At 62.3% G+C, this 22,110-nt stretch carries 17 protein-coding genes and 1 tRNA gene; 16 read left to right on the top strand and 2 right to left on the bottom strand.

Annotated features, from left to right (window positions below):
* The first annotated feature begins 1 nt into the window (after position 1).
* The 3 genes from ACX80E_RS07055 (at position 2) to ACX80E_RS07045 (ending at position 3,892) form a co-directional block, all read left to right on the top strand.
* Positions 2 to 1,051 carry a 4-(cytidine 5'-diphospho)-2-C-methyl-D-erythritol kinase gene (locus ACX80E_RS07055; RefSeq protein ID WP_459301201.1) on the top strand — a complete coding sequence of 350 codons (1,050 nt, stop codon included), beginning with the start codon at positions 2 to 4 and terminating at the stop codon, positions 1,049 to 1,051.
* 44 nt (positions 1,052 to 1,095) lie between these two features.
* Positions 1,096 to 2,874, top strand: a complete 1,779-nt coding sequence (locus tag ACX80E_RS07050; RefSeq protein ID WP_459301200.1) for an ABC-F family ATP-binding cassette domain-containing protein — start codon at positions 1,096 to 1,098, stop codon at positions 2,872 to 2,874.
* A gap of 181 nt (positions 2,875 to 3,055) precedes the next feature.
* Positions 3,056 to 3,892: a hypothetical protein gene (locus ACX80E_RS07045; RefSeq protein WP_459301199.1), complete on the top strand. Its 837-nt coding sequence runs from the start codon at positions 3,056 to 3,058 to the stop codon at positions 3,890 to 3,892.
* 42 nt (positions 3,893 to 3,934) lie between these two features.
* Here ACX80E_RS07045 and ACX80E_RS07040 read toward each other — a convergent pair whose 3' ends face one another.
* Together ACX80E_RS07040 and ACX80E_RS07035 are read right to left on the bottom strand one after the other, a co-directional pair.
* Positions 3,935 to 4,867, bottom strand: a complete 933-nt coding sequence (locus ACX80E_RS07040; RefSeq protein ID WP_459301198.1) for a transposase — start codon at positions 4,865 to 4,867, stop codon at positions 3,935 to 3,937.
* A gap of 71 nt (positions 4,868 to 4,938) precedes the next feature.
* Entirely contained in the window at positions 4,939 to 5,373 is a 435-nt protein-coding gene (locus ACX80E_RS07035) for a hypothetical protein (protein WP_459301197.1), read from the bottom strand.
* A 259-nt stretch (positions 5,374 to 5,632) separates the two neighbouring features.
* Here ACX80E_RS07035 and ACX80E_RS07030 point away from each other — a divergent pair.
* From ACX80E_RS07030 to ACX80E_RS06970, 13 genes are all read left to right on the top strand, one after another.
* Positions 5,633 to 5,707: transfer RNA gene (locus ACX80E_RS07030), tRNA-Gln, on the top strand.
* Positions 5,708 to 5,809: 102 nt separating this feature from the next.
* On the top strand, positions 5,810 to 7,258 hold the full coding sequence (gene glmU, locus ACX80E_RS07025) for a bifunctional UDP-N-acetylglucosamine diphosphorylase/glucosamine-1-phosphate N-acetyltransferase GlmU (protein ID WP_459301196.1): 1,449 nt from the start codon (positions 5,810 to 5,812) through the stop codon (positions 7,256 to 7,258).
* Positions 7,259 to 7,297: 39 nt separating this feature from the next.
* The gene (locus ACX80E_RS07020; protein ID WP_459301195.1) at positions 7,298 to 8,278 is read left to right on the top strand and encodes a ribose-phosphate diphosphokinase; all 981 of its coding nucleotides are present in this window, start codon (positions 7,298 to 7,300) and stop codon (positions 8,276 to 8,278) included.
* 500 nt (positions 8,279 to 8,778) lie between these two features.
* Positions 8,779 to 9,342 (top strand): 50S ribosomal protein L25/general stress protein Ctc, encoded by a 564-nt coding sequence (locus ACX80E_RS07015; RefSeq protein ID WP_459301194.1) that lies wholly within the window; start codon positions 8,779 to 8,781, stop codon positions 9,340 to 9,342.
* Between the two features lie 9 nt (positions 9,343 to 9,351).
* On the top strand, positions 9,352 to 9,924 hold the full coding sequence (gene pth / locus ACX80E_RS07010) for an aminoacyl-tRNA hydrolase (protein ID WP_459301193.1): 573 nt from the start codon (positions 9,352 to 9,354) through the stop codon (positions 9,922 to 9,924).
* A 238-nt stretch (positions 9,925 to 10,162) separates the two neighbouring features.
* Positions 10,163 to 12,805, top strand: a complete 2,643-nt coding sequence (locus tag ACX80E_RS07005) for a helix-turn-helix transcriptional regulator (RefSeq protein WP_459301192.1) — start codon at positions 10,163 to 10,165, stop codon at positions 12,803 to 12,805.
* Positions 12,806 to 12,819: 14 nt separating this feature from the next.
* The gene (locus tag ACX80E_RS07000; RefSeq protein WP_459301191.1) at positions 12,820 to 15,537 is read left to right on the top strand and encodes a helix-turn-helix transcriptional regulator; all 2,718 of its coding nucleotides are present in this window, start codon (positions 12,820 to 12,822) and stop codon (positions 15,535 to 15,537) included.
* A gap of 401 nt (positions 15,538 to 15,938) precedes the next feature.
* Entirely contained in the window at positions 15,939 to 17,504 is a 1,566-nt protein-coding gene (locus tag ACX80E_RS06995; RefSeq protein WP_459301190.1) for a sugar transferase, read from the top strand.
* Between the two features lie 10 nt (positions 17,505 to 17,514).
* The gene (locus tag ACX80E_RS06990; protein WP_459301189.1) at positions 17,515 to 17,973 is read left to right on the top strand and encodes an adenylyltransferase/cytidyltransferase family protein; all 459 of its coding nucleotides are present in this window, start codon (positions 17,515 to 17,517) and stop codon (positions 17,971 to 17,973) included.
* 53 nt (positions 17,974 to 18,026) lie between these two features.
* Positions 18,027 to 19,238: a DUF1972 domain-containing protein gene (locus ACX80E_RS06985; protein ID WP_459301188.1), complete on the top strand. Its 1,212-nt coding sequence runs from the start codon at positions 18,027 to 18,029 to the stop codon at positions 19,236 to 19,238.
* Positions 19,235 to 20,083: a CDP-alcohol phosphatidyltransferase family protein gene (locus ACX80E_RS06980; RefSeq protein ID WP_459301187.1), complete on the top strand. Its 849-nt coding sequence runs from the start codon at positions 19,235 to 19,237 to the stop codon at positions 20,081 to 20,083. The genes ACX80E_RS06985 and ACX80E_RS06980 overlap by 4 nt, the downstream gene beginning before the upstream one ends.
* A complete protein-coding gene (locus ACX80E_RS06975; RefSeq protein WP_459301186.1) occupies positions 20,076 to 21,203 on the top strand; it encodes a Gfo/Idh/MocA family protein in 1,128 nt (375 codons plus the stop codon). The genes ACX80E_RS06980 and ACX80E_RS06975 overlap by 8 nt, the downstream gene beginning before the upstream one ends.
* A 24-nt stretch (positions 21,204 to 21,227) precedes the next feature.
* Positions 21,228 to 22,106 (top strand): hypothetical protein, encoded by an 879-nt coding sequence (locus ACX80E_RS06970; protein ID WP_459301185.1) that lies wholly within the window; start codon positions 21,228 to 21,230, stop codon positions 22,104 to 22,106.
* Positions 22,107 to 22,110 lie beyond the last annotated feature (4 nt).

The raw sequence follows: 22,110 nt of genomic DNA, 5'->3' as shown, positions 1-22,110 counted from the left end.
AATGGATCCCTCTAACAAGGCTGCCGGCACGTCCAAGGGCGCCGGCCCGGCACGCGGGCAGGACCCAGCTGCCGGGCCTGACCCCTTTGCGGCCGACCCCTTGTGGGCCTCCCGTGTGCACCGGGTCAAGGTGCGGGCGCCGGGCAAAATCAATGCCTTCTTGCAGGTGGGCCCGCTCCGTGACGACGGCTACCACTCAGTCGCCAGCACCTACTTGGCCGTTTCACGCTACGAGGAAGTGCTGGTCACGGCCAAGCCCGGCACCGACGCCACCGACATCACCGTCAGCATCAGCGCGGCCAGTTCGCTGGAGCCGCTGGCCCTGGCCACGATTCCGCTGGATAAGAGCAACCTTGCCGTCCGGGCGGCCTTGCTGGTGGCTGACATCAGCGCCAACCCCAGCGGCGTCCACATAGAAATCACCAAACACGTCCCCATCGCCGGCGGCATGGGCGGCGGCTCGGCAGACGCCGCCGCCACCCTGGTGGCCTGCGACGCGCTCTGGCACACCGGACTCTCCCGCGAGGAGCTGTCCCAACTCGGTGCCGAACTGGGTGCCGACGTGCCGTTCGCCCTGCTGGGCGGTGCCGCCGTCGGGCTTGGCATTGGTGAGAAGCTCACGGCAGCGTTGGCACCCACACCCCTGCACTGGGTCCTGGTGCCGGCAAGTTTTGGGCTGTCCACGCCTGCGGTGTACGGCGCCCTTGACGCCCTGCGCGAGAGTGCAGGTGTTGAGCCCAGTGAGCCGCAGCAGGTCGATGCGGGGGTTTTGGCTGCCTTGCGGGCGGGGGACCCGGCGGAACTGGCGCCGTGCCTGCGCAACGATCTGCAAGCCGCGGCCGAACACTTGGCCCCGTCCCTGACCGAGGTGTTGGCGTTGGGTGCCGAGCTGGGTGCGTTGGCCTCGCTGGTTTCGGGTTCCGGACCCACCCTCGCGTTTCTTGCCGCGGACGGCGAGCACGCCGGCGACCTTGCCGCGGCCTTGGCCGAGCGCGGCCATCAGGGGTGGGCCGTGGCAGGTCCCGTGCACGGCGCCGCAATCATCGCCTAATTTTTTTGTCCTCTTAATAATTGTTGTAAGGAAAGTGGTACCACGTGGCTCATTTGCTTGGCGGAGAAAATCTTAGCGTTGCCTTCGCCACCCGAACCGTCCTCGACGGCGTCAGTGTTGGTCTGGAAGAAGGGGACCGCATTGGCATCGTGGGGCGCAACGGCGACGGCAAGTCCACGCTGATGCGCCTGTTGGCCGGGCGGCAGAGTCCGGATTCCGGCCGCGTCACCGTGCGCGGCGGCGTCCAGGTCAGCTACCTGGACCAGACTGACGTGCTCGACGGCGACGACACCGTCGGTTTCGCCATTGTGGGGGAGGCGGCCGACCACGAGTGGGCCTCCAACCCCAAGATCCGCGAAATCATGGGCGCGTTGGTGGGCGAGGTCGACTGGCACGCCAACATCCACTCGCTCTCCGGCGGCCAGAAGCGCCGGGTGGCCTTGGCCAAGCTGCTCATTGGCGATGACGACGTCATCATGCTCGATGAGCCCACCAACCACCTCGATGTTGAAGGCGTGGCATGGCTGGCCAAGCACCTCAGGCAGCGCTGGCGTGCCAACGAAGGCGCCTTCGTGGTGGTCACCCACGATCGCTGGTTCCTGGATGAGGTGTGCACCCGCACCTGGGAGGTCCACGACGGCATCATTGACCCGTTCGACGGCGGTTACGCCGCCTATGTGCTGGCCCGCGCCGAGCGCGACAGGATGAACTCGGTCATTGAGTCCAAGCGTGTCCAACTGGTGAAGAAGGAACTGGCCTGGCTGCGCCGTGGCGCGCCCGCCCGCACGGCCAAGCCCAAGTTCCGCATCGAGGCCGCCAACGACCTCATTGCCGACGTCCCGGAGCCGCGCGACACGGTGGCCCTGTCCAAAATGGCCACGGCCCGCCTGGGCAAGGACGTCATCGACTTGGAAAACGTGTCGCTGAGCTACGGGGAGAAGGAACTGTTCAACAACATCACCCTGCGCCTGGCGCCGGGGGAGCGGCTGGGGCTGGTCGGCGTCAATGGCGCCGGCAAGACCACCTTGTTGCAGCTGCTCAACGGTGAGGTCCCGCCGTCGTCCGGCAAGGTCAAGCGCGGCTCAACGGTGAAGACCGCCGTGCTGACGCAGGAGGTGCGTGAGCTGGACGATGTCCTAAACATGCGCGTCATTGAGGTCATCGAGCGTGAAAAGCGTTCCTTCGAGGTGGGCGGCAAGGACATGACGGCCGGGCAGCTCGTGGAGCAGCTGGGCTTCACCAAGGACAAGCAGTGGACACAAGTCAAGGACCTCTCCGGTGGTGAGCGCAGGCGTTTGCAACTGCTGCGCCTGCTGGTGGGCGAGCCGAACGTGCTCATGCTTGATGAGCCCACCAACGACCTGGACACCGACACGTTGGCGGCCGTGGAAGACGTGCTCGATGGCTGGCCGGGCACCCTGGTCGTGGTCTCGCACGATCGGTACTTGCTGGAGCGCGTCACCGACCACCAGATGGCCATGTTGGGCGACGGCAAGCTGCGGGGCCTGCCAGGTGGCGTGGACCAGTACCTGGAACTGCGCGAGAATGCCGGTATGGGTCCGTCTGCCAACAATGCTGACGTGGCTGCGGCGCCGTCGGGCCCCACCGAGGGGCAAAAGCGTGATGCCCGCAAGGTGCTGAACCGTTTGGAGCGCCAGCTGGGCAAGAATTCCGCTGCCGAGGCCAAGCTGCACGAGAAGATGTCCGCCCACGTGGGCGAGTACGACGCACTGGCCGACCTCCAAGCCAAGCTGGCCAAGCTGGCCACCGAGCGCGAGGGGCTGGAATTGGAGTGGCTGGACGCCTCGGCGGTCCTGGAGTAACACGCGTCTGCGCAGCATCGGACTCCGATGGTGCGCAACAGTGAGCGCTGCGCATCATGCGAAGACGATGGTGCGCAGCAGCAAAGTCATCGTTCATGCACAAGGGGGTTGCCCCGGCTGATTGTCCACAATGACGACGCCGGGGCTGCCGCCACAGCGTTTCGTGGCCCACGCTGGTTCCATGAACTCACCGTCGGGACCACTCAAGAAACCGGTTGAAGACGTCCTGGCCTCATTGGGCCGGGCAAGCAGTCGCAAGGCCCTGCTGGCCCGTGGGCTGACGGATTGGCAACTCAGGGCGGCCCTGGCCGCCGGGACTGTGCGCCAGCTGGCCCGCGGTGTCTACGCGCTGCCGGATGCCACTGCCTTGGCTGCGCATTTGGCCACCAACCAGGCGATCCTTGATTGCTACAGCCGGGCTGAAACGCTGGGATTGTGGGTATTGCAGCCACCGGCGATCCCCCATGTGGCGACGGCCCACGGGCGCCCCGTCACCGGATGCGTGGTTCACCGGGTCAAGGGCAGACTGACATTCTGGGACGTCCTTCGCCACTGTGTTCAGTGCGGCTCGGACCTTGAAGCGCTCTGTGTGGTGGAGTCGGCCGTGGTGCTCAAGAAGTGCACCATCATTGAACTTCGGCGGGTATTCACCAGGAACAAGGACGGACGGATTCGCCGCATCATTGGCATGATTGATCCGCAATCCATGTCCATCGCCGAAACGTGCGGCCGCTACCGCCTGCGCCAAGCCGGGTACAACGTGCAGGGCCAAGCCGCCATTGCCGGCATGGGCCACTTGGACGCGCTCATCGACGGGGTGCTGGGTTTGGAGATTGACGGGGAAAAATACCACAATGATCCCAAGGCGTGGGCCGAAGATCTGCGGCGCGGCAACATACTCACCGTCAAGGGCATCCCCACCTTGCACATCAAGGCAAGCACAGCCATGTACTACCCAGACGTCATGCTTGATTGGGTCAGGCAGGCGCTGGCCACTATTGCAGCTGCGCGTCATTAGCGGTCGAATAGTGCGCAGCGAAAATTGTCAAGCTGTGTTGAGTCACGTGGCTAGTTTTTGTGGTAGTTGTGGTTTGGGCAGGTTGATTCCGACGTGCTTGGCGGGGGCTGGTGTCGTGGGTGGCCGGCGAAACCTTTCGGGGTGTCTCTGGTAGTACTCCTGATGAGCTTTATCGCGTTTTTCCCACAGGTTTTTCCATGACCCGTTGTGTACTTGTGCCGGTGAGAAGAGCGCGATGCCTGAATGTTTATGCTCGGTGCTGTACCAGTTCACGTATCCGGTGAGGTAGTCCCTGGCGATCTCAAGACTTTTGAAGACCTTGGGGTAGTTTGGCCTGTATTTCATGGTCTTAAAAGCTGACTCGCTGAAGGGGTTGTCGTTGGATACGTAGGGGCGGTTGTGGGTGATCTCCACCCCGTGGGCGGTAAGGGCGTCACGGAGCGCGTGTGACTTCATGGCCGCCCCCGAGTCGGCATGCACGATGCGCGGGGCACCGTGCCGGGCTATGGCGGTTTCAAACATGTCCGCGGCAAGCACGTCGACCTCGCGTTCTTCCACCCGCCAACCGACGATCTCACGGGAGTAAGTGTCCGTGATGGAGTAGACCTTGAACACAATGCCCCGCCATTTGGAATAGATGTCAGTGATGTCCCAAGACCAAACCTGCCCCGGGCAGGTAGCTTTCAGCACCGGCATCTCAGATGTACCGCGTTTGCGGCCGCCGCGTTTCTTGGGCACCTGGGGGCGCAGGTCCTGGTCTTCCATCTCGGCCGCGATCCGCCACCAGGTGCGCCGTGAGGCGAGCATCGCCCCAGTGTCCCACAAGGTGGCATAGGCGTTATCAACGGAGTTTCCGTCCGCCCAGCTTGCCAGGATGCGACCGCAGATCCGTTCACGGTCGGCATCACTAATCCTGCTCTCGTAGGCGCGTTCTGACTGGTGCAGGGGGTCCTGCACGCCTTGGCGTGGCTTCATCCGGTACTGCCAAGTCCCCCGGGAAACGCCCGTAATTTCGAGAGCTTCCCGCTGGGAGCCGGTGAACTCCTTCAGCTCTCTGACGAGGTCGTTTTCCGTGGCAATGAACTGGGCTGTTCGTTCGTCTGGGTTGTATCGGGCTCGGGCACGCTCAACTCGTGCAAGAGCCCGATAGCTTTTCCCAGCGCCGAATTGGTACCTTCAAGCTCAGCAATACGCTTCTCGAGGTCAGCAATTTTGGAATGGTGTTCGGCGGCTTCCCGGGCTCGCATTCTTTCAAACGCGGACCACTGGCCATTCTTGCGTGTCATGTTCCCATCGTCTCGTGGAACGAGGTTCCGGTCGAGGTCGCCCTCGAACACCATCGTGCGCCACTGTCGAAATGTCCACACCGTCAGAGACTTGGAATCAAGCCAAGCCTTCCTCGTTCCATGAGGCTGCAGATAATATTCATGGACCAACCCACGAATCTCATCCCTTGTATAACCCTGCGTAATTGATGACATGGCTGACTCCTCTAATCAAAAGAAATGAATGACTCACAACCAGCCTGACGTAGAGGGCAGCTGTGACAGTGGCGCAGTATTCCGCCGCGACGGTGCGCAGAAGCAGGAGAAATTCCGCTGGCCAGCCCGGGGGTGCTGTGACCTTTGACACGTGGCACCAAGATTCTGCCCGCCACGGCGACGCTCAAGTCGCGAAATATGCCGCCGGCGTGGCACACTATATTCTCGTGAGCTTCTCGCGAGAGCACGTAGCGCACGGTCCGCCCTGGTGTAATGGCAGCACCCCAGCCTTTGGAGCTGTGGAGTATAGGTTCGAATCCTATGGGCGGAACCACTTGTGTAAAAGATCTGGCATAAGTCCTGAGCAGGTACCATGGAATAGTTTCCCATTGCGTACGTTTTAAACGGACTCTGGTCCGGGCAGGAGTGCCACTTAGTGAGCCCCCAAGACAACCCCACCTATACCCCAGCAGCTGTCATCGTTTTGGCTGCCGGAGCTGGCACCAGAATGAAGTCACGCACCCCCAAAATCCTCCACCCCCTCGGCGGGATTTCCATGGTGGGCCATGCGTTGGCTGCGGCCAAGGGCCTGAACCCTGCCAAGCTTGCCGTGGTAGTCCGCCATGAGCGCGATCTGGTGGCCGGTCACATTGCGGCCCTGGACGCTGCCGCGCAGATCGTGGACCAGGATGACATCCCCGGCACCGGCCGCGCCGTCCAGCAGGCACTGGCTGCCCTGGACGCCGACGCCGAACTCAGCGGCACGGTGGTTGTCACCTATGGCGACGTTCCGCTGCTGACCAGCGAGCTGCTGGCCGAGCTGGTTGCCACGCACGCAGCCGACAACAACGCCGTCACGGTGTTGACGGCAGTCCTGGACGACGCCGCCGGCTACGGGCGGATCCTGCGCCACAACGACGGCACCGTGTTGGGTATTCGCGAGCACAAGGACGCCACGGATGCCGAACGCGAGATCCGTGAGATCAACTCGGGCATCTACGCCTTCGACGCGGCAGTTCTGCGCAAGGCGTTGGAGAGCGTCACGACCGACAACAACCAGGGTGAGATGTACCTGACGGATGTTTTGGCGTTGGCCCGGGCCGACGGCGGTCGGGTCGCGGCAGTCTCCACAACAGACCGTTGGCAGGTTGAAGGCGCCAACGATCGGGTGCAGCTCTCCGCCCTGGGCGCCGAACACAACCGCCGGATCGTGGCGGCGTGGATGCGCGCAGGTGTCAGCATCATTGACCCGGCCTCCACCTGGATTGATTCCACAGTGCAGCTCGCCGAGGACGTCACCATCTTGCCCGGCACGCAGCTGCACGGAATGACGACAGTGGCGCGCGACGCCGTGGTCGGTCCCGATTCGACTCTCACCGACGTCCAGATCGCCGTGGGCGCCGAAGTGACCCGCACGCACGGTTCCGGTGCCAGCATCGGTGCCGGCGCCCACGTTGGGCCCTTCACCTACCTGCGCCCGGGCACGGTGCTGGGGGCTGATGGCAAGATTGGTGCGTTCTACGAGACCAAGAACGTCACGATCGGCCGCGGTTCCAAGCTCAGCCACCTCGGTTATGCCGGGGACGCCGAGATTGGCGAGGACACCAACATTGGCTGCGGCAACATCACGGCCAACTTCGACGGCGTGAACAAGCACCGCACCATCATCGGCTCGGGTGTGCGCACGGGCTCCAACACGGTGTTCGTGGCCCCGGTCACTGTCGGTGACGGCGCCTTCACCGGTGCCGGCGCCATTGTGCGCAGGGACGTACCCGCGGGCGCCTTGAGCGTGACTGTTGCACCCCAGCGCAACGCCGAAGGTTGGACAGTGGCCAAGCGCCCCGGCAGCATTCCCGCGCAAGCGGCTGAAAATGCCGGCAATTAAGACTTCTCAACTACTCCACCATTGCGAGAAAGCGAATCCATGAGCGAACTTAGCCACAACGTTGACAAGAAACTGGTGTTGGCGTCCGGCCGCGCCCACCCCGAGTTGGCCGAAGAGGTGGCGCGCTGTTTGGGGACTGAGCTGCTGCCCCTGTCGGCGTACGACTTCGCCAACGGCGAGATCTACGTCCGCTCCGGTGAGAGCGTGCGCGGCAAGGAAGTGTTCATCATCCAGGCCCACCCGGCCCCGTTGAACAACTGGCTCATGGAACAGCTGATCATGGTTGACTCCATGAAGCGGGCCTCGGCCCGTGGCATCACCGTGGTGGCGCCGTTCTACCCGTACTCGCGCCAGGACAAGAAGGGCCGCGGCCGCGAGCCGATCTCCGCCCGTCTGGTCGCCGATCTGTACAAGACGGCCGGCGCGGACAGGATCATGAGCGTTGACCTGCACACCGCCCAGATTCAGGGCTTCTTCGACGGCCCCGTGGACCACCTGTTCGCCATTCCGTTGCTGGCAGATCACATTCGCTCCATCGTGGGGGACGACGACGTCACTGTTGTCTCGCCCGACACCGGCCGGGTGCGCGTGGCTGAGCAGTGGGCCGAGCGCTTGGGTGGGGCGCCGCTGGCCTTCGTGCACAAGTCACGGGACTTGACGGTGCCCAACCAGGCCGTGTCCAAGACTGTTGTGGGACAGGTTCAGGGCCGCACCTGTGTTTTGATCGATGACATGATCGACACCGGTGGCACCATCGCCGGCGCTGTCCGTGTCCTGAAGGATGCCGGCGCCAAGGATGTCATCATCGCCGCCACGCACGCCATCTTCTCCGACCCGGCCGCCGAACGTCTGGCCAACTGTGGTGCCCGCGAAGTGGTTGTCACCAATACGCTGCCCATTCCGGAAGAGAAGCGCTTCCCAACACTGACGGTGCTCTCCATCGCACCGTTGCTGGCCCGCGCCATCAAGGAAGTCTTCGAGGACGGCTCCGTAACGAGCCTGTTCGACGGCAACGCATAATCCACGCCTGCCAACGTCCAGCCGCTGGCGCGTCTGAACAGTGGGGCCCTCGGGTGCGTGGGCCCATTTCCCGCAGTAACTGCAGACGGCCGCCAGCCCCTCGCGAGCAGTAAGATTTTGCCACTCGTTCCTCGCGAGCAAAATCCATCCTCGCTCCGGGGCAGGCGGCCGTCTGCTGTTGGCGGCACAATTGGCGGCGCCGCAGAAAGGCGCACCGGAGCCGGCATTTTTTGTAGGCGACGTAAAGGAGACGCCAAAGGCCGCCCGCGGCCGACGCGGCGGATAGTCGCCGGAAAATGACGGGCTGGGGCGCCTTCCTGCGCCGAGGTGAACTGCCCGGCGTCGTTCTGGTAAGCTTGTGCAGTAAACCTTGGCGAGGGACGCTTGCGCGAGCAAGAGTCCGTGATCGACTGGGTCTTCTACGCTCCTGGCATTCGTGCGGTGGATTGTGTTGACCTGTTTAGTCCACGCCCACCCCAATGAATGAAGGAGCTTTTTTCATGGCTGAATTGACCCTGATCGGCGAAGCACGCAACGAATTCGGCAAGGGCGCTGCACGACGCATCCGCCGCGCCAAGCAGATCCCCGCAGTAATCTACGGCCACGGTGTTGCTCCCTTGCACATCGTCTTGCCGGAGCGCGAAACAGTTCGTGCCATCCGCGGCGCCAACGCCCTGTTGACTGTCACAGTTGACGGTGTCAAGCACCTCGCCCTGGTGAAGGATGTTCAGAAGGACCCCGTTCTGCAGATCGTTGAGCACATCGACCTGTTGACAGTCAAGAAGGGCGAGAAGGTCACAGTTGACGTTCCCGTTGTCATCTTCGGCGAGCCTGCCCCGGCCGTTGTTGTCAACCAGGAGGAAATGACCATCAGCCTCTCCGCTGATGCAACTCACGTTCCCGTCAAGGTTGAGGTTGACATTGCCGGCCGCGAAGCCGGTGCACACATCCACGCCTCGGACCTGGTCTTGCCGGCCAACGCCGAGCTGCTGACCGACGGCACCGTGCTGATCGTGCACTTCGCCGAGCCCGCAGTTGTCGAAGCCGAAGAAGTTGCAGAGTAATCATCACTCATGAGTGAAACATGGCTTGTAGTCGGGCTCGGGAACCCCGGGCCCGGCTACAGCCGTCACAGGCACAATATTGGCTATATGGTGGTTGAGGAACTAGCCTCCCGCATGGACGCCACCTTCAAAACCCACAAAGCCAAGGCCCTGGTGGCCACGGGCAGGTTGTCGCTGGGCGGGCACAAGCTGATCCTGGCCAAGCCAACAACTTTCATGAACCTCAGTGGCGGCCCGACGGCGTCGCTGGCGAAGTTCTACAACCTCGCCCCCGATCATGTGATAGCCGTCCATGACGAAATTGACATCCCCTTTGACACTGTCAAGGTCAAACTCGGCGGCGGCGAGGGCGGCCACAACGGCCTGCGCGACATCTCCAAAACCTTGGGGACCAAGGACTACCTGCGGGTACGTGCCGGGGTGGGGCGTCCGCCCGGGCGTGCCGATGCCGCAAGCCACGTGCTGCGCGATTTCTCCACGGCGGAGAACAAAACACTTCCGTTCTTGATCGACAACGCAGCCGACGCCGTCGAACTTCTAGCTGGCCAGGGGCTGTTGGCTGCGCAACAAAAATTCTCTTAATGCTGCGCCGGGGGCGAGATCTCACCGGCACGGCGTGGAACCGCCGCGGCCAAGGTAGCCGAAATCGTGGCCAAGCTCGCCGCAATCGCTGTTAGAATCAGCGTAATTACGACTGGGGTATCCTCTGGATGCCGGTCAGGTGCCTCGAAGTGTAGGGGAAAGGGTTATGACAAGCGTCTGGAGTGACTGGTCTCCTGACCGAGGAGACAAGCCAGCACATCGGTCAACTCGCCGTGACATGGGTGCTGCCGAACGGCGACGCTGGTCATCGTTCATCCGACAGGACCTTGTTGAGGTAGTTGCTGACCAACTCGCTGATCGGCAGAGCCACGGCGTGGTGGTTATTGGCCCTCGCGGCGTGGGAAAAACCACGCTGGCACGCTCTGTCGAAGCCCGTATTGCCGGCACCAGCTATGTTGTGAAGCTGTTCGGGTCAGGCACCGAAATGGCAATACCCTACGGGCTGTGGGGTGTGCAGCTGGCCCGCCTGGAGCGCAGCAGCCTGCAGACGCCCAATTCGATCATCCAGGGAATCACTGAACTGGTGCTCGCCGACGCCCACGGGCGCACCATCGTTGTGCTGCTCGATGACCTGCAAACCATGGACACCTTGAGCATGGGCGTTTTGATGCATCTGGTCTTCAGCGGCGTCGCGAAAGTGATGGTTCTTGCCCGGGCCACCAACGACCTGCCCGAGGACTTGATGTGGCTACTCAAGGATGGTCTGCTCTCGGAACTGGTCCTGGCAGCATTCACTAAAAGTGAAGTGCACGCCCTCATCACCAGGGCCCTGGGTGGTTCCGTGGCCGCAGCGACCGTGGCGGCATTGCACGAATCCAGTGGCGGAAATCCGCTGGTCCTGCACACCCTGATCCATGAAGAGATCAATCGCGGGCACCTTGTGCAACACCATGACACGTGGGTGCTCACCAGTGAACGCACCACAGCACCGTCGAGCCTGCTGGCGGAACTGGTTGCGGCCCGGCTGGAGCGCGAATCCGCCCACGTTCGTCATGGCGTTGAAATGATGTCGCTTGTCCAACGAGTCCCCTTGTCCATGGTGCTTGAGGTTTTGGGGACCGAGACGGTGTCCGAGATGGAGGAACGCAACTATCTGGACATCAGCGAGAAGGCAGGTCGCTACACGGCGCTTGCAGAACCCTTCATGGCTGAGACTGTCCGGGCCACGCTGGGCAGGGAAGAAAAAGCGCTCCTGTACCGAGAATTGACGCAGGCGGTGTCGTTGGATGCGCACGCCTTCTCGCGTCATGAATTCTTGGTCTTTGCCGCCTGGGCCCACGACGCCGGTATCCCCCTGGAGCCCGAGGTCGCCTTGTCCGCGGCAAGGGCTGCATTGGTGTACTCGGAGCCGCAGCTTGTTTTGACTTTCGCCGCCGCCGCCGAAGGTGATGCCACCGCCACCGTCTTCGCCGCCCTGGTGCGCAGTGCCGCCTATTTGTTGCTCGCCGAATACCCTAGAGCCGTGGCCGAAATCCTGCAATCCAAGGAACAAGCCGACGCCGCCCTGGGCGTTGTTGACCACGCTATCTGGGTGGGTGAACTCTGCGGTGCGTTGCTGTGGGTTGACGGGGGAGCGGCACAAATTCCGGGGCTGTTGCGTGCTGAGAGCGCCAAACTCAACGAGGCCGGCCATGATCCCGAGCAGGTGGCGAACGCCCGCAGAAGTTTGAACCTTGTGAAGTTTGAGTACCAGGTGCACAGTGGCCTGTTCAGCGAAACGGCGCTGGAGCTTGAGGCCGGCTACCGGGAAATGGTTGACACCGACTACAGCCTCTTCTGCGGCAGCCTGCTGGTGGTGGTGTGGGCGGCCACCGGGCGGGAGCTTGATGCGGTTGAATTGGCGCAAGAAATTGCCGCGCAATTCACGGGTTCCTCACGGTTCATTCGGCAACCGGACCTCCACCTGCATGGTTTGGTCCTTGCCCTCACCTGGTCCGGACAATGGCGGGCGGGCACGGAAATACTGACGCAGATGCTGGGCACCATGCGCCGACGCTCCGAGTATCACGGTGGGATCATCGAGTTGGGGTTGGGCATTGCCCACCTTTGCGCGGGCAAGGGTCTGGAGGCCGCCGACATTCTCCTGGCGGCTGTGGCGCAGCTGGAAATCCGCGACACCTACAACTGCACCCAATTGGCCTACGCGGCGTTGGGCTGCGCCTTGGCCCAAGTTGACGACGACGTCGAAGCGGCAAAGTACCTGGCCCTCGCCGGCGGTTTGGCACCCAACACGGCGTGGGTCAACCTGTCCATGACCAAGCTGTTTACCCTGTTGGCGCAACGCTGGATGGGGGACCCGAACGCCACGGAGGCTCTTGTCGCGTCTGCGCAGGAGGATATCGCCGCCGGCAGGTACACCCTGGCCGCCCAGAGCTTGTTTGGCGCCTCCGTCAGTCTTCGCGAGAAAGACCTGCAACTCTTGGAGTCGACCGCGGCCATGGGGCAAGGACCCCTGGCCGAGTTGTCCTTGCTGCTGGCGCAAGCTTCTCTGGGCAAAGATGCGGAAAAGGCGTTGACGGCCGCGGCCATGGCCGAAGACATGGACCTTGCCGCCGTGGAATTGCGGTGCGCCCTCCTGGCGTTGGATCTTGCCCGGTCCGCCGGTTTTACCCGCCAGGCCAAGGAAGCCGAGGCGAGAGTTGACCACTTGACGCCGAGTTCCCCCGCTCTCCCACTGGTGCCAGCCACCGAGGGTGTTAAACTGACACAACGCGAACTGCAGGTGGCAAAGCTTGCCGGCCGCGGTATGGCAAACCGGGCCATAGCCGAGAGGATGGGCGTCTCCATTCGAACGGTGGAAGGGCACCTGTACCAGGTTTTTTCCAAACTTGGCCTGAGTTCGCGCAACGAGTTGTTCTAGGCTGGTGAGAGCACATGAACCACGATGAGCAGGATCTGCACGGCGCTCCGTTCGTGATGCCCGGCCCCACGCCGTTTGTGCGTCAGATCGAACTTGCCGAAATTGAATATGCGATTGACAATGAGGATTGCCAGGCTGTCATAGTCCGCTACGACACCGGCCTGGGAGCCTCCAGCATTCTGCGTCACCTCGCCGAAGAAGCTGGCAAATCCAGGGCCGTGTTGACTCTCCACGGCACCCCGTCGCTGAGCGCGGTTCCCTACGGGGCGTTGGCGCCGCTGCTGGGCACGGTGAACAGTGACGACGTGAGCAGTCGAACGAACGTGTTCCGTGCGGTGTTGGCGGCCATCGCCAACAGTGGCGGCGGAGTGAGTTATGAGAGTGAACGCTCACTGGTGATAGTTGATGACGCCCACGCCATTGATCGGTCAACGGCCGAACTTCTGGTCACCTTGGTGCTCTCGGGCACCACCAAACTTGTTGCCTCACACCTGCGGAACCAAAGCCTGCCCGAACCACTGCCCACGCTGTGGAGCGGCGGCAGTGCCGAAACCATCGACGTCTTGCCGCTGAGCCGTGACCAGGGACACGACTTCGCTCAGGCCCTGCTTCAGGCTGATGTTGCGCTGCCCACTAGCTGGTACTTTTGGTCGTGTTCGGGCGGTAACCCCATGCTGCTCAAGATACTGGTGAGTGAGGCCCTTGAGGATGGCCTACTCACCCAGAGCCGGGGGATCTGGGTGTACCGGCTCGGTCATCACCGGGTGGGCCGAAACCTGCGCGACGTCGTCAGGCAACAGATTCGTGGTCTGAGCGGGGTGGCCGAGGCGGCGCTGGACCTTGTCGCGTTGGCGGAACCGGTGCCGCGGGACACGGTGGAACACGTCAGCGGCAAGGCGGCCGTTGCTGAATTGTTGGGCCGGCAACTCATTCAGCCGCAGCCATTCGATGATGGCTTGCTTAGGCTTGCCAATCCCATTTACGGGGAGGTCATTCGACAAATGGTACCCCCGGCGCGGAGCCGCATTCTGCACGACAGCTTGTTGGCCGAACTTGACGCCGAACCACTGGGAACAGAGGCGCTCCTGCGCAGGGTCAGTTGGGCCGTGGACAGCGGACTGGACGTTTCGCCCGACCGGCTCCTGCGGGCGGCCCTGATCGCCTGTAAACTTTCGCAACCCACCTTGGCGCTGGACCTTCTTGAGAACACCGCTGCGCACGAGCCGACGTTGCAGGTGCGGGCTGTGCAGGCGAGGGCCCACTTCATGTTGGGCCGCTATGAACAAGCCGCGGACCTTCTTGATGACGCGTTCGACGCGGCACGCACCTTGAGTGAACTGTTGTTTGGTGCCCTGCTGCGGGCCACCACCCGGCTTGCCCTCGGCATGCCGGCGTCGGGTATCAAGGCCGATATCAGCCAACTGCTCGGCGCCAGTGAACGGCTCATGGTGGAGTTGCCCCAAGAAGCAGCCGCCATCAGGGACCATGTTGCACAGAAGACTTCTCTGCTTGAACTGATGATGCTCTCTCAATTGGGTGACTATGCCGGCATGCTCCCGCTCATAGAGTCCGTGCTGGCTGGTGGCTCGCAGCTGTCGCCGGAGGAGCGCCGGTTGAACGAATCCATTGCCTTGGCCATGGATGCCGAACGGCTGTGCGCCCTGGGCCTGGCCACGCAAAGCCAGCAGCGCTCGGCGGAAGCGTTCGCCATCGAGCATTCGCAGGTGTATGACGTCTTCTTCATCCCCGAAATGATCGTCTTCCGCCAGCTCACCACGGCACTGTGCTCCGGTGACCTGCCCCTGGCGGCGACGCTTCTGGACCAGTTCTTTGTCGACACCGGGCCAGTCATTATCGCCTTTGGTGGTGGGGCCAACGTTGCCCGGGGCATGGGGCTGATCCGGCAGGGCCTTCTTGGCGAAGCTGTGGACGCGCTTCTTCCGGCCATTGAGTCGTTGCGGAATAACGATCCGCAGCAACTGCTCGGATTGTGCACCGCCATGGCAGCCTACACGGCCGCCAAACTGGGGCGGGGCGAACTGGCGGCGCGCCTGATTGCCGAACATCAGGAAAGACCTGCCATGTTCCTGGTCACCGCCCACGAGCGGGCCTACCTGGCCGCGGCGCACGAATATCATGCCCACGACGGTTCGGGGCTGGCGGCGTTGCTCACCCTGGCCGACAGTGCCAGGGACCAGCAGGCGCCGCTGCTGGAGCTCAACGCCCTTGCCGTTGCGGTTGAACTGGGCGAAAGGTCGCTGCTGGAGCGGTTGCTGCACGTTTCCCAGATGGTGGAAGGGCCATGGGCTGAGGCGATCTTGCACTTTGGCCAGCAACTGGCCGCCACGCCGGATGGTCACTCTGCTGGCCGGGCGTCGGCGATGACTCCGCGAACGTCGCCACAGATGAGCCAGAATTCATGGTTCTCGGCGACCGTGTTCGATGCGGCACCCCTGGCACCGGAGAATGCGCCACCGGCCAACGAGGCCGGGCAAGCAGCCATGATGTCACCGTTGGCGTTGGGCACAACCGTCCTGCCGGGCACAGATGCTGTGCTGCTCACCCGGCGGGAACGGGAGATAGCGATGCTGGCCGTGGAGGGACTATCGGACCGTGCCATCGCCGAGAAGTTGTACGTGTCGGTGCGAACAGTGGGCGGGCACCTCTACAGGTGCTACGCGAAACTGGGCATTTCGGGGCGAGAAGAACTGACCGCGGAGCTCTTTTTCTAGCGACTACCCTAGGGCGCCGAGTGATGGCGGGGTGCCACGGAAGCCCCGGGCCTAGGTACTTGGTCGACGAATCAAGTAGAAATCCGCCGCTTAATGAGTACAACGCGTAGACAAAGTAGCGTCGACGGCGGGTGATTAGAGTAGTCGCCACTGGTGTTCTTGGGCCGTGATTCTTCTTTACTTAGAACATCACAGCGGACAGCAATCCGAGAAGGTCTCACAATGCTCTGTTCTAATCGCGCAACTCTCCAGTGCCAAGTGCCGCAACACTCACTGTCCACGAATGCCAGGTGGACTCCCAATTCGGAGCCGGCGGCGGAAAAGCCTTCTGAGACCAAGGCTTTCCCCCAGCCGTCGTCGGCTCCCTACTTGCGCACTGTCAGCGAACAAGGGAGCGTCTGATGACTTCGCCCAGAATTCATGCCCCGTCCAACAAACGGCTTCCCGGCGGCATCGCAGTTCGCGCCTTCACCTCACGCCATAGAGGCCCCAAGCACGCCGTCTGGGATGCCCTGCCCCTGGAGAGCTCCGGTTCGGCCGCCGGGAGACCTGAATCGTGGTCGGGCTCGTATCGGTGGAAGCTGCGGATCACCGATTCCATCGCCATCACAGCCGTCATAGCTGTCTCGTATTTGCTGTGGTTCGGTAACGACAACTTTGGCCGCGCCGACGGGCAGGGCAGTTACCTGCTGACAGGTATTTTCCTGCTGATCTTTTGGACCCTTGACCTGGAATTTAGTCGCACCCGCGAGACAAGTGTGGTGGGCATTGGTGCCACCGAATACAAACGAGTCCTCCATTCGACGTTGCGTGTGTTTGGCGCCATGGCCATCGTGATGGTGGCCCTGAATGTGGAATTGGTGCGTGGCTTCTTCGCCTTGGCTTTTCCGTTGGGGGCGCTGCTGCTGCTCACCACACGGTGGGGGTGGCGTCGCTGGTTGGCCCGGGAACGCGAGGCCGGGCGGTGCCTGAGTGATGTGGTCATTCTTGGCCGGGCCGACGACGTCGGCTACGTGATAGGGCAACTGAAAAACAACCTTTCCGCCGGTTACAAGGTGGTGGGTGTCGCCTTGACGTCGCTGCAGGAAGCTGTGGAGCTGCACCCGCCCTGGCACAAGATCCCGGTACTGTCCACGATGGCCGATATTGGCCGGGTGATCAGCGTGACGGGTGCGCAGACGGTGATTGTGGCCGGCCCGCTGCCGGGCGGTCCCAGCGCCATCCGTGAACTCGGCTGGCGGCTGGAGGACATGTCCACCGAGCTGGTGCTGGCCTCCAACCTGACCAATGTGGCTGGCCCGCGCATTCATTTTCGCCCCGTTGAGGGGCTTCCGCTGGTGCATGTGGAGTTGCCGCAGTACTCCGGTGGCCGGCACATCATCAAACGCGCCATGGACGTGGTGGTGAGTGCGGGTGCACTGATCATCCTGCTCCCGCTCCTGCTGGTCCTTGCACTGATTGTCAGGCTCGACAGTCACGGACCTGCGCTGTTCCGCCAGGAACGGGTGGGACGCAATGGCGAAGAGTTCAAGATGGCCAAGTTCCGTTCCATGGTGACCGATGCGGAGGCGCAACTCGCTCAGCTGGCGGGCAAGAACCAGGCGGACGGTGTCCTGTTCAAGATGGTGAACGACCCCCGCATCACCCGCTGCGGGAAGTGGATGCGGAAATACTCCCTCGATGAGCTGCCGCAGTTCTGGAATGTGCTCGTCGGCGACATGAGCCTGGTGGGTCCACGGCCGCCGCTGAAGTCTGAGGTGGCCAGCTACGAAAAGCCGGCCCACCGCAGATTGCTCATCAAGCCCGGCATTACCGGCCTGTGGCAGGTCAGTGGCAGATCCAATCTGGCGTGGGATGAGGCGGTCCGGCTGGACCTGTACTACGTGGAGAACTGGTCCCTGACAGGTGATTTCATCATTTTGTGGCGGACGTTCAAGACCGTCCTCAAACCCATTGGCGCATACTAAAGGAGCTCGCATGAGTATCAAGATTGGTTACGCCGCCGGTGCCTTCGACCTGTTCCATGTTGGCCACCTGAACCTGCTGCGGCAGGCTCGTTCCCAATGTGACTTCCTGATCGCCGGAGTGGTCTCGGATGAGCTCCTGATCGAGAACAAAGGCCAGCCACCTGTCATCCCCTTGGCCGAACGGCTGGAAATTGTTTCCAACATTTCCTTTGTGGATCAGGCAATCGCCGAAACATGGCCGGACAGGCTCCAAACGTGGCGGCAAACCCCCTTCGACATTTTCTTCAAGGGCGACGACTGGAAGGGTACCCCGCAGGGGCGAGCTCTGGAACGGGACTTTGCCGCCGTGGGAGTGGATGTCATCTACTTCCCCTACACCGTCCACACCTCCAGCACTGTTCTTCGAAGGACGCTGGAAGTCATCGACCATGAATTCCTTGAATCGGGGCGAGCCCGTCGCTCATTCTAGACATACACGGAGAAATCGGTACTGCACACAACATCGTGCTGGGGAGGTCTCACATGAATACCCGTTCAACCGGCGGCGGCACCATGCGAATCGCGTTGGTGGGCACCCGCGGGGTTCCCGCCAGGTATGGCGGCTTTGAAACGTGTGTCGAGGAGGTCGGGCAACGCCTGGCCGCCATGGGCCACGACGTGGTGGTGTATTGCCGGACGGCCAAGTCCGAACAACCCGGGCCCACCCACTACTTGGGCATGGAACTGGTGCACCACTCAGCCCCGCGCAGGAAGTCCTTGGAAACTCTTGTCCACTCCGGCCGGGCAGTGGGCCACATCCTCACACACAGGGTCGACGCCGCCATCGTCTTCAACGCCGCCAACTCGCCCTGGTTGCCGGTTCTGAAGGCTGCGCGCATCCCGGTCGCCACGCACGTTGACGGGCTTGAGTGGCAGCGGGCCAGGTGGGGGAACCTTGGGCGCAAGTATTACCGGGGAGCCGAGTCGCTGGCAGTTCGTCTCTCCGACGCGCTCATCGCCGACGCCGAGGGCATCCAGGACTACTACACGGAAGAATTCAACGTCGAAACCACCCTGCTGGCTTACGGCGCCCCGATCCTTCAGGGCGGTGGGAGCTCGCGGATCGCCGAGTTCGGCCTGAGCGCCAAGGCGTACCACCTGGTGGTGGCCCGCTTCCTGCCGGAGAACCACGTCCACATGATCGTGGAAGGATACACCAAGAGCCGGGCCAAGCTGCCGCTGATAGTGGTGGGTTCGCACCCCTACGCCCAGGAGTACACGGCAACACTGCATGCCATGGGCGATCAAAGGGTCACATTTGTGGGCGGGGTATGGGACCAGGATCTTCTCGACGAGCTTTATGCCAACGCCCTTGTCTACTGGCACGGGCATTCGGTGGGCGGTACCAACCCGAGCCTGTTGCGGGCCATGGGTGCCGGGGCCGCCACCAACGCCTTTGATGTGCGGTTCAACCGGGAGGTGCTCGGTGCGGCGGGGCAGTACTTCGGCTCAGCCGCTGACATCCCGGCGCTCGCCGAGGGTGCCGAGGCGAATGTTGCCGGGGTGCACGAACGTGGTGTCGCCTCCGTGGCCCGGGCCCGGCACTACGACTGGGATGACATCGCGCAGGGCTATGAGGCCATGTGCCGGCGCATTGTGGCGGGGGAGTCCACCAAGGCACTGTTCAAGAGTCGACGGCGGTCACCAACGGTGGATCCCTCGTTTGGTGACCTGAAGAATATTGGTGCCTCATGACCGCCACCTGGAGGCAGGCCGAGGGCCCCTCACCGGTGCACGAATCTCTGGGGCAGGTCTTCCGCCGGCTTTCCCTGGCACAAAAAGGTGCCGGGCTCCACGCACCCGCATACTCCCGGTTCATCAACCGAAAAATGGGCAGGGTCCTGGCCGCCGCAGCGTACAAGGCTGGCATGACACCGAATCTGGTCACAGTGATTAGTGCGCTGTTCACCTACGCCGGCATTGCACTGCTGGTCATCGTCCCACCCGGGCCGGTGCTGGGCGTGGCTGTGGGGTTGCTCCTGGTGATCGGCTACGCCTTCGACTCCGCCGACGGCCAGCTGGCCCGGCTCAGGGGTGGCGGAAGCCCCGCCGGTGAGTGGCTGGACCACATTGCCGACGCCGTAAAAATCTCCGCCCTGCCGGTCTTTCTGGCCGTGGGCCTGTACAGATTTGAGGCCGTGCCCGTTCCCTGGCTGCTTATCCCGCTCGCCTCGGCGATTGTGGGGCCCGTGTACTTTTTCGCCATGATTCTCACCGAGCAGCTTCGGCGGTCGCTGGGAACAGTCATGCCGACGGCGCATGCTAGCAGCGGGCGGCCGTCATGGACCCGATCGGTCATGGTCTTGCCCATGGACTACGGAGTCCTGTGCCTGAGTTTCTTGCTCATGGGGGTTCTGCCGCTGTTCATGGGCCTATATGCGGTTACCGTGGCGGCGACGGCGGGTTTCACCGTTTTGGCCTTGGTGAAGTGGTTTAGAGAATTGCAGGCAGCTACCCGAACGCCATCGTTACCCGGGGATACGTCCGGGCAGGAGATCGGGCACGACGACGCGAATAAGGGAGTGAGTAACGATGACTAAAGTGGCCGTAGTAGGTGTGGGAAAGATGGGACTGTCACATTTGTCCATGCTGCGGGCCCATCCCGAGGTTGAACTGGTGGGCGTGTGCGATTCCGTCAAGTACGTCCTGGATGTGTTGGAAAAATATACCGGGATAAAAACGTTCACGGACTATGACACCATGCTGGCGGAATCGGGGGCACAGAGCGTTGTCATTGCAACGCCCACAGCCACCCACTTTCCCATGGCCGAGAAAGCCATCAAGGCTGGCTTGAATGTTTTCTGCGAAAAACCGCTGACCCTCAGCCTGGCTGAATCGAGGCAGCTGAGCGCCCTGGCGGCCGAGCGCGGCGTGGTGACCCAGGTGGGGTACCACAACCGTTTTGTTGGCGCCTTCGCGGAAGTGAAGTCGTTGCTGGACGCCGGAGCCATCGGCAAGGTCTCACATGTCTTGGCCGAATCCTACGGCCCGGTGGTGCTGGCACCCAAGGGCGGCACCTGGCGGAACCGCAGGGAATCGGGGGGTGGCTGCCTGTATGACTACGCCGCCCACGCCATCGACCTGGTCAATTGGTACCTGGGCAGTCCCGAGGGCGTCAGCGGAACCATCTTCGGCAGTGTCTTCTCCGCCCACACCGAGGACGAGGTGTACGGAACCTTGAACTATGCTGACGGTCGTTCCGCCCAGATCTCCGTCAATTGGTCCGATGAGTCCTACCGAAAAATGACCACCAAGGTGACGATTTGGGGTGACGCCGGCCGGATCGCCGTTGACCGGCAGGAATGTCAGGTGTATTTGCGAGAGACAGCAGCATTGCCCGACGGTTATGGGCACGGGTGGAATGTGCGGTACACGACCGAATTGACCCCGCCCACGTGGTTTTATCTGCGCGGTGAGGAATATAGTGCCGAGCTGGACTACTTCATCACCGGTGTGGGACGCGGGGACAGGAATGCGCCAGCGCATCAAAACTCCTTCACCAGTGCGGCCGAGGCTGACAGTGTCATTGACATGCTCATCAAGGATGCAGCAACAAAACCAAGCCCCGCACAAGAAGCCCCCGCCTTGTCCCCGAGCCAGGCAACGCCCCGGTTCTCCTGGCGACGCCTGAGCGCCGTTGCCAAGTTGCTGGGCAGCTAGCCACCACCCTAGGAGGATCGAATCATGGACACACTACTTTTTGGTGACAATCAGTTCTTTGGCGTCAACCACATGTCCGAGGAGAAAGCCCGGGCCCAGGCGCTGAAGTTTCAATCACTCGATGCGGTCATCAACGTCCTCGACGATGCCTACGCCTGCGGGCTCCGCACCTTCATGTGCACCACCCATGATCGCATTGCAGCCGTCTGCGACCATGTGCGTTGCCATCCGGAGCGTTACGAAGGCTTCGCTTTCTACCCGTGCATGCCGTATGCGCACAAATACGCCAATGCCGTGACGGATGTGGGCATGATGGGGGCGTTGAAAAAATTCCTGCCGGACACAGGACTTATCAATGCAGCCCTGGTGGGCGGCCGATCGGTGGCCCGTAAGGACGTTGAAGGCATCATCACCTTGTTGATAGATGCTGAAATGAAAATGTTTCACGGACTGCCAACGCCGGTGATCTTCTTGCAGAATGTGGTGGTGGACCTCCTCCTCGGGTTGGGCTTTAACGAGGCCTTCAGAATCTTTGCCGACCATGTGAGAACCCGGTACGGTGCGGAGCCCGGGTTCATCACCATGAACCTGCCGCGACTGCTCGATGCGTTGGAGGAACAGGGCCTTGAGAACCCCATTGTTTGCTCAAACATCAACAAGCTCGGATTCCGGATGTCAGGTGGCATTGCGGGGTACCAGGACGTGCTGGCCCACAAGAAGTTCCGCCCCGTTGCCATGTCCGTCTTGGCTTCGGGCGCCATTGCGCCCAGGGAAGCCCTTGAGTGGGTTTTGGGCCACGATGCCATTGAGGCAATAGTCTTCGGCGCATCGACCAGGTCTCACATTGAGGCAACGGTGAGCTTAGCCCAGGAAATCCGGGCCACGGCGGCAGTGCGCACCTGAGCAG

This window comes from Arthrobacter sp. TMN-49, from assembly GCF_054511095.1.
This window is presented reverse-complemented; position numbering and strand designations above follow the sequence as displayed.

Excerpts from the sequence above, each read along its gene's own strand:
- ACX80E_RS07055 (WP_459301201.1), top strand. The coding sequence starts at position 2 with ATGGATCCCTCTAACAAGGCTGCCGGCACGTCCAAGGGCGCCGGCCCG.
- ACX80E_RS07045 (WP_459301199.1), top strand. The coding sequence starts at position 3,056 with ATGAACTCACCGTCGGGACCACTCAAGAAACCGGTTGAAGACGTCCTG.
- ACX80E_RS07040 (WP_459301198.1), bottom strand. The coding sequence starts at position 4,867 with ATGAAGCCACGCCAAGGCGTGCAGGACCCCCTGCACCAGTCAGAACGC.
- ACX80E_RS07035 (WP_459301197.1), bottom strand. The coding sequence starts at position 5,373 with ATGTCATCAATTACGCAGGGTTATACAAGGGATGAGATTCGTGGGTTG.
- ACX80E_RS07020 (WP_459301195.1), top strand. The coding sequence starts at position 7,298 with ATGAGCGAACTTAGCCACAACGTTGACAAGAAACTGGTGTTGGCGTCC.
- ACX80E_RS07015 (WP_459301194.1), top strand. The coding sequence starts at position 8,779 with ATGGCTGAATTGACCCTGATCGGCGAAGCACGCAACGAATTCGGCAAG.
- pth (WP_459301193.1), top strand. The coding sequence starts at position 9,352 with ATGAGTGAAACATGGCTTGTAGTCGGGCTCGGGAACCCCGGGCCCGGC.
- ACX80E_RS07005 (WP_459301192.1), top strand. The coding sequence starts at position 10,163 with ATGGGTGCTGCCGAACGGCGACGCTGGTCATCGTTCATCCGACAGGAC.
- ACX80E_RS07000 (WP_459301191.1), top strand. The coding sequence starts at position 12,820 with ATGAACCACGATGAGCAGGATCTGCACGGCGCTCCGTTCGTGATGCCC.
- ACX80E_RS06995 (WP_459301190.1), top strand. The coding sequence starts at position 15,939 with ATGACTTCGCCCAGAATTCATGCCCCGTCCAACAAACGGCTTCCCGGC.
- ACX80E_RS06990 (WP_459301189.1), top strand. The coding sequence starts at position 17,515 with ATGAGTATCAAGATTGGTTACGCCGCCGGTGCCTTCGACCTGTTCCAT.
- ACX80E_RS06985 (WP_459301188.1), top strand. The coding sequence starts at position 18,027 with ATGAATACCCGTTCAACCGGCGGCGGCACCATGCGAATCGCGTTGGTG.
- ACX80E_RS06980 (WP_459301187.1), top strand. The coding sequence starts at position 19,235 with ATGACCGCCACCTGGAGGCAGGCCGAGGGCCCCTCACCGGTGCACGAA.
- ACX80E_RS06975 (WP_459301186.1), top strand. The coding sequence starts at position 20,076 with ATGACTAAAGTGGCCGTAGTAGGTGTGGGAAAGATGGGACTGTCACAT.
- ACX80E_RS06970 (WP_459301185.1), top strand. The coding sequence starts at position 21,228 with ATGGACACACTACTTTTTGGTGACAATCAGTTCTTTGGCGTCAACCAC.